Genomic DNA, 11,793 nt, shown 5'->3' on the forward strand with positions numbered 1-11,793 from the left:
CATGAACACCCGGGGCCTGGGCGCCCGGGGCCTCGACGCCCCGGCGCTGGACGTCCGGGGCCGCCTCGTCCGCAGCCGCATCGACCGGGGCCGGCTCCTCCGGGTCCAGGTCCACGAGGACGAACCGGTCCGGGTGTTCGGACTGGGCCGAGCGCACCAGGCCCCACACCGCGCCGGCCACCGGGTCGGGTGCTTCGTCGGCGGTCGCCGCGACGGCTCCACGGGTGACGAGGACCAGCCGTCCCGGCCGGTCGTCGGCGAGCCAGGCCCGGATGCGGGCCAGTACGTCGACGACCGCGGCATGCGTCTCGGCGACGGTGTCACCGCCCAAAGTCGCACCCGGGACTGCCAGTTCGGTGAGGTCGTCGGACTCGAAGGGGTCCGTTCCTCCGTCGGCCCGGGTCTCGCCGGACGCGTCGGGGGTGACCTCGGTCCATTCGACGCGGTGCGGGCGCAGCGCCGGTCGGGCGGTGGGCCCGTCGGACACCGGCCGCAGGCGGATGCCCTCGACCGTGAGCACCGGCTGCCCGGCCGGGTCGGCCGCGGTCAGCGTGATACCGCCGCCCGCCGAGGTGAGCCGCACCCGCAGTGCGCGCGCACCCACCGCGTGCACCTGTGCACCGGTCCAGGCGAACGGCAACTGTCCGCGCCCCCAGTCCTCGACCAGTCCGCCGAAGCCCAGGGCGTGCAGGGCGGCGTCGAGGAGTGCGGGGTGCACGCCGAAGTCGTCGACGGACCCGATGCCGGTGGGCGTGGACTCCGTGCCGGGGCCGTCGGCGGCATTCCCCGCGCCCCCGTCCGGCAGCGCCACGTCCGCGTACACAGCGCCGTCCCGCACCCAGACCCCGCGCAGGCCCTGGAACACCGGGCCGTAGCCGAAGCCCACGGCTGCCAGGTCCTCGTACAGTCCGCCGACCGGGACCGCTTCGGCACCCGGCGGCGGCCACTGGGCCAGGGTGTCGGGGGCGGGCCCGGAGGCGGGGGCGAGGACGCCCGCCGCGTGGCGGGTCCAGGCGTGTTCGTCGTCCTCGGGCCTTGCGTAGATGCCGAGTTGGCGACGGCCGTCGGCCTCCTGGGCCTCGACGCGGACCTGGAGCCGTACCGCGCCCTGTACGGGCAGCGGCAGCGGGGCCTCCAGGCCGAGGTCGTCCACCCGGGGGCAGCCGACGTGCGCGCCGGCCGCGAGGGCGAGGTCGAGGAACGCCGTGCCCGGCAGCAGCACCGGGCCGAGGATGGTGTGGTCGGCCAGCCACGGGTGGGTGCGGAGCGACAGGCTGCCGGTGAACAACGCCCCGTCCGCGCCCGGCAGTTCGACCGCCGCACCGAGCAGCGGGTGCCCGACGGCGGTCAGGCCCGCGCCGGACAGTCCTTCCGGGGTGGCCGTGGGCGGAGTGAGCCAGAACCGGGCGTGCTGGAAGGCGTACGTGGGCAGGTCGACGCGGCGGGTGCCCCGGCCCGTGAAGTACGCGGCCCTCTCGACCCGGGCTCCGGCGGTCTGCAGGGCGGCGAGCGCGGCCACGGCGGTCGCCGCACCGGGCCTCCCAGCCCGCTGCGCGGGTACCGCGAGCACGTCACCGGCGGATTCCGCGACCAGCGCGCTGAGCACACCGTCCGGTCCGAGTTCGAGGAACGCGGTGGCGCCCGCCTCGGCGGCGGTCCGCACGGCATCCGAGAACCGCACGGCCTCCCGCACGTTCCGCAACCAGTAACCCGGCTCGGCCACCTCCCCCGCGCCCGCCACCGTCGACACGATCGCAATACGCGGCTCGGCAAAACCGACCGAACCCAGAACCTCCGCGAACTCCGCCAGCATCGGCTCCATCCGATGCGAATGAAAAGCGTGACTGACCGTCAAACGCCTTGTCCTGCGCCCCCTCTCCGACCACAGCGCCGCAACCGCCAACACCGCGTCCTCATCACCCGACACCACCACCGCCGAAGGACCGTTCACCACGGCAAGGTCCACACCCGCAACCAGGGTCGGCGCCACCTCCTCCGCCGAAGCCTCGACGGCAACCATCGCCCCGCCCTCGGGCAACGCCCCCATCAGCCTTCCACGAGCGGCCACCACCGCCACCGCGTCCCGCAGCGACCACACCCCCGCCACATGCGCCGCAGCAAGTTCACCAATGGAGTGCCCGATCAACAGATCAGGCCGCACACCCCACGACTCCACCAACCGGAACAGCGCCACCTCCACCGCGAACAACGCCGGCTGCGCAAAAACAGTCCCGTCCAAACCCTCACCAGACGCAATCACCTCCCGCAACGAACGCGACAGATGCACATCAAACTCCGCACACACCCCCTCAAAAGCCTCCGCGAACACCGGATACACAGCCGCCAACTCCAGCCCCATACCAGCCCGCTGCGCACCCTGACCGGTGAACAGGAACGCCGTACGGCCCTCCTTGGCCACTGCCGGTACGGCCGTGTCGAGGGCGGCCAGCAGTTCTTCGGTGCTCTCCCCCACGGCGGCGACACGGTGCGCCAGCGCGGACCGTCCGGCGGCCAGGCTCAGTCCGATGTCGGCGGGGTCGGTGTCGGGGTGCGCGGCGACGTACGCGCGCAGCCGTTCGACCTGTGCGCGCAGGGCCTGCTCCGTACGCGCGGACACGATCCAGGGCACGGGGCCGCCGGGCCGTTCGGTCGGGTCGCCCGCCAGGGGCGTGCCGGCCGGGTCGGCGTCCGGGGCCGGCGCGCGGTCCGCGGGGGCGGGTGCCTCCTCGATGATCACGTGGGCGTTGGTCCCGCTGACGCCGAACGACGACACACCCGCCCGGCGCGGCCCGTCCGTCCCGGGCCATGCCCTGGCCTCGGTGAGCAGTTCCACCGCGCCCGCCGACCAGTCGACGTGCGACGAGGGCGCGTCGACATGGAGCGTCCTGGGCAGTTCGCCCTTGTCGAGGGCGAGGACCATCTTGATCACTCCGGCGACGCCCGCGGCGGCCTGGGTGTGGCCGATGTTGGACTTCACCGAGCCGAGCCGCAGGGGCTCGGTGCGGCCCTGCCCGTACGTCGCCAGCAGGGCCTGTGCCTCGATGGGGTCGCCCAGAGAGGTGCCGGTGCCGTGCGCCTCGACGGCGGCCACGTCCGCGGCGCGCAGTCCGGCGGCGTCCAGGGCGGCGCGGATGACGCGCTGCTGGGCGGGCCCGTTGGGGGCGGTGAGGCCGTTGGACGCGCCGTCGGAGTTGACGGCGGAGCCGCGGACGACCGCGCGTACCGGGTGTCCGAGGCGGAGCGCGTCGGACAGCCGCTCCACGAGCAGGACGCCCGCGCCCTCGCCCCAGCCGGTGCCGTCGGCCCCGTCGGCGAACGCCTTGCAGCGGCCGTCGGCGGCGAGGCCGCGCTGCCGGGCGAACTCGGCGAACGCGCCGGGCGTCGCCATCACGGTCACCCCGCCCGCCAGCGCCATCGAGCACTCCCCCGAGCGCAGCGACTGGATCGCCCAGTGCAGCGCGACCAGGGAGGACGAGCACGCGGTGTCGACGGTCACGGCGGGCCCCTGGAGGCCGAGGGCGTAGGCGACCCGGCCGGAGAGGACGCTGGCGGAGTTGCCGGTGCCGATGTGGCCCTCGTGGGCCTCGGTGGCGCCGCCGAGCAGGGCCGCGTAGTCCTGCCCGTTGGTGCCGAGGAAGACGCCGACGGAGGAGCCGCGCGCGGTGTGCGGGTCCACTCCCGCGCCTTCGAACGCCTCCCAGGCCGTCTCCAGCGCGAGCCGCTGCTGCGGGTCCATCACCAGCGCCTCGCGCGGCGAGATGCCGAAGAAGTCGGCGTCGAACCCGGCGGCGTCGGTGAGGAACGCGCCCCGGGTGTAGGCGTCGGCGGGCTCCCAGCCGCGGTCGGCGGGGATCGGGCCGACGGCGTCGACGCCGTCGGCGAGCAGCCGCCACAGGTCCTCGGGCGTCGTCACACCGCCGGGGAAGCGGCAGGCGAGGCCGACGATGGCGATGGGTTCGCCGGTGGTGGCCACCGCGGCCGGGGCCCGGTCCGCCGGTGCCGAGGGCTCCTCGGTGGCGCCGCCCGCCGTCAGCGCGAGCAGGTGGGCGGCGAGGGCGCGGGCGGTCGGGTGGTCGAACACGGCGGTCGCGGCGAGCGCGGCGCCGGTGGCGGCGGTGAGCCGGTTGCGCAGTTGTACGGCGGCCAGCGAGTCGAAGCCCAGTGCGCGGAAGGCGGTGTCGGGGTCGACGGTACTGGCGCCCGGGTGGCCGAGTACGGCGGTGACGTGCGCGCGCACCAGGTCCAGGGCGGCCCGTTCGCGGTCGGGGCCGGTGAGTGCCGTGGGCGCTTCGGCCGGTGCGGGTGCGGCGAGTTCGGCGAGCAGCGGGCCGGGCGGGAACCGGTCCCAGTCGGCGTCGGCGACGACCACCTGCGCGTCGTCGCCGCAGGCAGCGGCGTCGAGTGCGAGGAGGGCGCGGGCGGGGTCGAGCGGGGTGACGCCGGAGCGGCGCATCCGGTCGGCGGTGGCGGCGTCCAGCATGCCGCCGCCCGCCCAGGGGCCCCATGCCACGGCGGTGGCGGGCAGGCCGAGGGAGCGGCGGTGGACGGCGAGCGCGTCGAGCACGGTGTTCGCGGCGGCGTAGGCGCCCTGGCCGGGGTTGCCGACGGTCCCGGCGAGCGAGGAGAACAGGACGAACGCGTCCAGGTCGTACCCCTCGGTGGCCTCGTGCAGGGCCAGCGCCGCGTCCGCCTTGGCGTGCAGTACGGCGGCGACGCGGTCGGGGGTGAGGGCGTCCAGCGGCGCGTCGTCGAGGACGCCGGCGGCGTGCACGACGGCGGTCAGCGGTGCGTCGCCGGGCAGTCGCTCCAGCAGCGCGGCCAGCGCGGCGGGGTCGCCCGCGTCGCAGGCGGCGACGGTCGCGCGGGCGCCCGCGGCCTCGACGGCGCGCACGAGCGCGGCGGCTGATTCGGCGTCCGGTCCGCGCCTGCTGACCAGCAGCAGGTGGGCCGCGCCGCGCTCGGCCAGCCCCCGGGCGACGTGTCCGCCGAGGGCTCCGGTGCCGCCGGTGACCAGGACCGTGCCGTGCGGACGCCAGGGGCGGCGGGCGCTGTCGGCGGCGGGGACGAGGCGTGCGGCGAAGGTGCCGCCGGACCGGATCGCGCACTCGTTCTCGGCACCGGTCCGGGGACGTACGCCCTCGGCACCGGTCCGGGTACGTGCGCCGGGACCCGCGGTCGGCTCGCTCCCCGCTTCCGTACCCGTGTACGGCGCCGCTTCGCCGCCCGCGAGGACGGCCGCCAGGCGTCGCCGGGCGCGCCCGTCGAGCGTCTCGGGCAGGTCGACCAGGCCGCCCCAGCGGTCCGGGGCCTCCAGCCGGACGACCCGGCCGAGCCCCCAGACGCCCGCCGCCGTCACGGCGGTGTCCGCGACCCGGTCCCAGGCGGCGACCGATACGGAGCCGGAGGTGGCGCACCACAGCGGTGCCGCCCACCCGGTGTCGCCCAGGGCCTGTACGAGGCCGAGGGTGTCGCGCACCGGGTCGCCGCCCAGCGCGAGCAGGGACAGCACTCCGCTGCGGGTGTCGGCTCCGGGTGCGCCGAGCAGTTCCGCGACGCGTGCGCGGTCGCTGCCCGCGGGCACCACGACCTGGGTGACTTCGGCGCCGTGCTCGGTCAGGGCGGTGGCGCAGTCGGCGGCCAGCGGGTGGTCGCCCTCGGGCACGACGAGCAGCCAGCGGCCCGTTGTACGGGCGGAGCCCCGGTCGGCGAGCGGTGTCCAGCGGATCCGGTGCCGCCAGCCGGCCACGGCCGCCGCGGTGCGGTCGCGCTCGCGCCACGACGTCAGCGCGGGCAGCACGGCGGTGAGGTCCGCGTCGTCGGCGACACCGAGCAGGTCTGCGAGGTCCCCGCGCCGGACGGCGGCCCAGAAGGCGTCGTCCGCGGGGCTGTTCTCCTGCTCCGGTACGTCGAGCCAGTAGCGGGTGCGCTCGAAGGCGGTGGTCGGCGGGTCGACCCACCGGGCACCGGTGCCCGCGAAGAACGCGGCCCAGTCGACCGCGACGCCCTCGGCGTGCAGCCGGGCGAGCGCGGCGACGGCGGTACGTTCGCCGGGCCGGCCGGCCCGCTGGACGGGAACCGCTACGGCACCGGCGTCCGGGCGCCGCTCCGTACCCGCGTCGGCACCGGTCTCCACGGCTCCGCCCGCGCCTGCGTCCGTGGCGGCGGAGTCGGCGACGAGGCCGGACAGTACGGCGTCGGGCCCGAGTTCGAGGAACGCGGTGGCGCCCGCCTCGGCGGCGGACCGCACGGCATCCGAGAACCGCACGGCCTCCCGCACGTTCCGCAACCAGTAACCGGGCTCGGTCACCTCCCCCGCGTCCGCCACCGTCGACACGATCGGAATACGCGGCTCGGCAAAACCGACCGACCCCAGAACCTCCGCGAACTCCGCCAGCATCGGCTCCATCCGATGCGAGTGAAAGGCGTGACTGACCGTCAAACGCCGTGTCCTGCGCCCCTTCTCCGACCACAGCGCCGCAACCGCCAGCACCGCGTCCTCGTCACCCGACACCACCACCGCCGAAGGACCGTTCACCACGGCAAGGTCCACACCCGCAACCAGGGTCGGCGCCACCTCCTCCGCCGAAGCCTCGACGGCGACCATCGCCCCGCCCTCGGGCAAGGCCCCCATCAGCCTTCCGCGAGCGGCCACCACCGCCACCGCGTCCCGCAGCGACCACACCCCCGCCACATGCGCCGCAGCGAGTTCACCAATGGAGTGCCCGATCAGCAGATCAGGCCGCACACCCCACGACTCCACCAACCGGAACAGCGCCACCTCCACCGCGAACAACGCCGGCTGCGCAAAAGCAGTCCCGTCCAAACCCTCACCAGACGCGATCACCTCCCGCAACGAACGCGACAGATGCACATCAAACTCCGCACACACCCCCTCAAAAGCCTCCGCGAACACCGGATACACAGCCGCCAACTCCAGCCCCATACCAGCCCGCTGCGCACCCTGACCGGTGAACAGGAAGGCGGTGACCGCTTCCGTCCTGGCGTGTGCGGACTCGATGTGCGGGGCGGGGAGACCGGACGCCAGGGCGGCGAGGCCGTCGGCGAGTTCGTCCCGGTCGGTGCCGACGACGACCGCGCGGTGCGGAAGCGCGGCGCGGCCCGTGGCCAGCGAGAAGCCGGTGCCCAGGACGTCGGTGTCGTCCGTGAGCCAGTCCCGTACGCGTGCCGCCTGGGCCCGCAGTCCGGTCTCGGTGCGGGCGGACAGCACCCACGGCACCACGTGCGGCACCCGCTCGGGGGCCGGGGCTCCGGCCGGGGCCGGCGGGGCCTCCAGTACGACGTGGGCGTTGGTCCCGCTGACGCCGAACGACGACACACCCGCCCGGCGCGGCCCGTCCGTCTCGGGCCACTGCCTTGCCTCGGTGAGCAGTTCCACCGCGCCCGCCGACCAGTCGACGTGCGACGAGGGCGCGTCCACGTGCAGGGTGCGCGGCAGCACGCCGTGCCGCATCGCCTCGACGGCCTTGATCACTCCGGCCATGCCGGCGGCGGCCTGGGTGTGGCCGATGTTGGACTTCACGGAGCCGAGCCAGAGCGGGCGGTCGCGGTCCTGGCCGTAGGTGGCGATGAGCGCCTGGGCCTCGATCGGGTCGCCCAGGGTGGTGCCGGTGCCGTGTCCTTCGACCAGGTCCACGTCGGAGGTGGTGAGTCCGGCGTCGGCCAGCGCGCGGCGGATGACGCGCTGCTGGGAGGGGCCGTTGGGGGCGGTGAGCCCGTTGGAGGCGCCGTCCTGGTTGACGGCGGAGCCGCGGACGACCGCGAGGACCTGGTGGCCGTTGCGTTCGGCGTCCGAGAGCCGCTCGACGAGGAGCATTCCGACGCCCTCGGACCAGCTCGCCCCGTCGGCGGCGCCCGCGAAGGACTTGCAGCGGCCGTCCGGTGCGAGGCCGCGCTGCCGCGAGAACTCCACGAACGTACCGGGGGTGGCCATCACGGCGACGCCGCCCGCGAGCGCGAGGTCGCACTCGCCGGAGCGCAGGGCGCGGACCGCCCAGTGCAGGGCGACCAGGGAGGACGAGCACGCGGTGTCGACGGTGACCGCGGGGCCCTCCAGGCCCAGGGTGTACGCGATGCGTCCTGAGGCGACGCTGCCCGAGTTGCCCATGCCGAGGTAGCCCTCCAGGCCCTCGGGGGTGGCGCCGAGCCGGGCGGCGTAGTCGTGGTACATCATTCCGGCGAAGACGCCGGTCTGGCTGCCGCGCAGGGCGGTCGGGTCGATGCCCGCCCGCTCCACGGCCTCCCACGCGGTCTCCAGCAGGAGGCGCTGCTGCGGGTCCGTGGCGAGTGCCTCGCGGGGCGAGATGCCGAAGAATCCGGCGTCGAAGTCGCCCACCCCGTCGAGGAAGCCGCCCTCGGTGGTGTAGCTGGTGCCGAGGTGGTCGGGGTCGGCGTGGAAGAGCGCTTCGAGGTCCCAGCCGCGGTCGGCGGGGAACCCGGAGATGACGTCGCGGCCCTCGGCGACGACCCGCCAGAGGTCCTCGGGCGAGGCGACGCCGCCGGGGTAGCGGCAGGCCATGCCGACGATCGCGATCGGTTCGTCCACCCGTACCGGGGCGGTGGTGGCCGGGGCGGCGGGCCGGTCGGCCGCGGTGCCGAGCACCTCGGTGAGGAGGTGCCGGGCCAGGGCGGCCGGGGTCGGGTGGTCGAACACGGTGGTGGCGGGCAGCCGGACGCCGGCGGCGGCGCCGAGCCGGTTGCGCAGTTCCACGGCGGTCAGCGAGTCGAAGCCGAACTCCAGGAAGGGCCGGTCGGCGGCGACGGCGTCGGCGGAGGCGTGGCCGAGCACGGCGGCGGCCTGACCGCGCACCAGGTCCAGTACGGTCCGCCGGCGTTCGGCGGCGGGCTGCGCGGCGAGGCGCTCGCGCAGGCCCGCCGGGTCGCCGTCGCGGGCCGTGCGGCGGCGCGGGGCACCGGCGAGGGCGCGCAGGGCGGCGGGCAGCCGGGGGCCCTGGTCGCGCAGGGCGGCCGGGTCGAGCCGGGCGGCGACGGCCGTACCGCCGCTGCCCGCGCAGGCGGCGTCGAACAGCGCGAGCCCGCGGTCGGCGGGCAGCGGCAGGACGCCGCCCCTGGCCAGCCGCGCGGTGTCGGCACGGCCGCTCATCGCGCTGGTGGGAGCCCAGAGGCCCCAGGCGATCGAGACACCGGGCAGACCGAGGGCGCGCCGGTGCTCGGCGAGCGCGTCGAGGTAGGAGTTGGCGGCGGCGTAGTTGCCCTGGCCGGGCCCGCCGAGTACGCCCGCGAGTGACGAGAACAGGACGAACGCGTTTATTTCCAGGCCGAGTTCGACGGTCAGCTCGTGCAGGTTCCAGGCGGCGTCGGCCTTGGGCCGCAGCACCGCGTCCACCCGTTCGGGGGTGAGGGACTCCACGGTCGCGTCGTCGAGCACACCGGCCGCGTGCACGACACCGGTGACCGGGTGCTCACGGAGCAGGTGCGCGAGCGCGTCGCGGTCGGCGACGTCGCAGGCGACGAAGTCCGTACGGACCCCGAGGTCGCCCAGGTCGGCCACCAGATCGGCGGCACCGGGCGCCTCGGCCCCCCGCCGCCCGACGAGCACCAGCCGCCGCACACCGTGCGCGGTGGCCAGATGGCGCGCCACCAGCCCGCCGAGGGTGCCGCCCGCCCCGGTGACGAGGACGGTGTCGGCGGGGCCGAAGGGGGTGGCGGGGGCGGCGGTGGAGTGGCCGGCGGTCCCCTCGTCGTCGTGCGTCTCGGGCGGAGTGGCGGACGCGGCGCGGTCGGTGGTTCCCTCGTCGCCGTACCGCTCGGGCAGGCCGGCGGACGCGTCCCGCAGAGCGGCGGCATCCGGTCGGGCGGGGGCGTCCGGTCGAACGAGGACGCTGGGTGCGCCCGCCGGGCTGCCGGAGGCGTCCGGTCGGGCGGGGGCGCCGGTTGCGCCCGCCGGGCCGGCGGAGGCGTCCGCGGCGGCGGCGGAAGCGCCCGTGCTCTCCGGTGTCCTGGCCAGTCGTGCCACGAACAGCTCGCCCGCGCGGACCGCCACCCTGGGCTCGTCCAGCAGGCCGGCCGCGCCCGGCAGGGCCCGCGTCGATGCGCTGTGGCCGTCGGTCTCCACGTGGCCGAAGCGGCCCGGGTGTTCCGCCTGGGCCGCGCGCAGCAGGCCGCCCACCGCGGCCCCCGCCAGGTCCGTCGTGCGGGTGACCACGACCAGTCGCTCCGCCCGGTCCTCGGTGATCCACCGCTGGACCTCGGCGAGTACCCGGTGCACGGCCCGGCGGACATGGCCGGGGGCGCCGGAGCCGTCCGTGGAGGAGGCGTCGGGGGAAGCGGAGGAGTCGGTCGAGGAGTCCGCGGGGCTCTCTGCCGAAGTGTCCGGGTGCGTGTCCAGGCGCAGGAGTACGGGCCCGGGGCCGGTCTCCGTTCCGGGTGCCGCCGCGTTTCCGGTGGCCGGGAGCCAGTCCAGGTGCAGCAGCGGGTCCGCCGTGGCGCGGGCGGTGGCCAGCTGCCCGGCGGAGACCGCGCGCAGGCGCAGTGCCTCCACGCCCGCCACCGGCGCGCCCGTGCCGTCCGCCAGGTCGACGGCGACCGCGTCGCCGCCCAGCGCCGTCAGCCGCACCCGCAGCGCGCGGGCTCCGACGGCGTGCACGCGCAGGCCCTGCCAGGCGAACGGCAGTCCGCCCGTGCCGACCAGGCCGCCGAGGCCGATCGGGTGCAGGGCGGCGTCCAGCAGTGCGGGGTGCAGCAGGAAGCCCGTCGGGTCCACCGCGTCCCGCGCGTCCGGTTCGACCTCGGCGAACACCTCGGCGCGCGGCCCGGTGCCGCGCCGCCAGGCGGCCCGTACGCCCCGGAAGGCGGGGCCGTAGCCGAGGCCGCTGTCGGCCAGGGCTTCGTACAGGCCCGTGACGTCCACCGGTTCGGCGCCCGCGGGCGGCCACTGCGTCAGGGGCGTACCGGTGTCGGCGGGGTCGGCCGGTGCGAGTACGCCCGTGGCGTGTCGCGTCCACGGGCCGCCGTCGTCGGCGGGGCGCGCGTGCACGCCGACGGCCCGGCGGCCGTCGTCCCCGGCCGCGCCGACCCTGACCTGGAGCTGTACGGAGGTGCGTTCGGGCAGCACCAGCGGCGCGCCGATCACCAGTTCGTCGAGCACTCCGCAGCCGACGCCGTCGCCGGCGGCGAGCACGATCTCGGCCAGCGCGGCGCCGGGCAGCAGCACGGTGCCGAGTACGACGTGGTCGGCCGACCACGCGGGCGTGCCGGGGGCGAGCCGCCCGGTCAGCACCAGCCCGCCGTCCTCGGCGAGGTCGACGGCCGCGCCGAGCAGCGGGTGGCCTGCCGCCGCCAGCCCGGCTCCCGCGAGGTCACCCGCGGCCGGACCGCTCGCCGCCAGCCAGTACCGCTCGCGCTGGAAGGCGTACGTGGGCAGGTCGACGTGGCCCGTGACGCCCTCGTAGTACCGCGTCCAGTCGACGGAGACGCCCGCCGTGTGCAGGGTGGCGAAACCGGTCAACAGGGCCGACATGTCCGCGCGTTCGCGGTGGAGGGAGCCGACGGTGACGATGTCGGTGTCCTCGGCGTCGGCGGTCTCCTGGGTGCCGACGGTGAGCACGGGGTGCGGGGTGACCTCCAGGAACGCCCGGTGGCCGTCGGCCAGCAGCCCGCGTACGGCGTCCGCGTAGCGGACGGGTTCGCGGAGATTGCGATACCAGTACTCCGCGTCCAACTCACCGCCCTCGACCCAACCCCCCGTAACCGTCGAGAACAACGGCACCGACCCCGCCACCGGACGAACCCCCGACAACCCCGCCAGCAACCCCT

1 protein-coding gene (running past one end of the window) is annotated in these 11,793 nt (G+C 76.1%); it reads right to left on the reverse strand.

Translation table 11 applies throughout. The annotated features are described in order from the left end of the window. Positions 1-11,758, reverse strand: the 5' portion of a protein-coding gene (locus ACFYVL_RS07055) for a type I polyketide synthase (RefSeq protein ID WP_389241779.1). 6,698 nt of this gene lie to the left of the window's left edge; only the first 11,758 of its 18,456 coding nucleotides appear in the window; it begins with the start codon at positions 11,756-11,758; its stop codon lies beyond the left edge, outside the window. Between the last annotated feature and the right edge of the window lie 35 nt (positions 11,759-11,793).

This window comes from Streptomyces sp. NPDC004111, from assembly GCF_042874215.1.
In the GTDB taxonomy this organism is placed as follows: domain Bacteria; phylum Actinomycetota; class Actinomycetes; order Streptomycetales; family Streptomycetaceae; genus Streptomyces.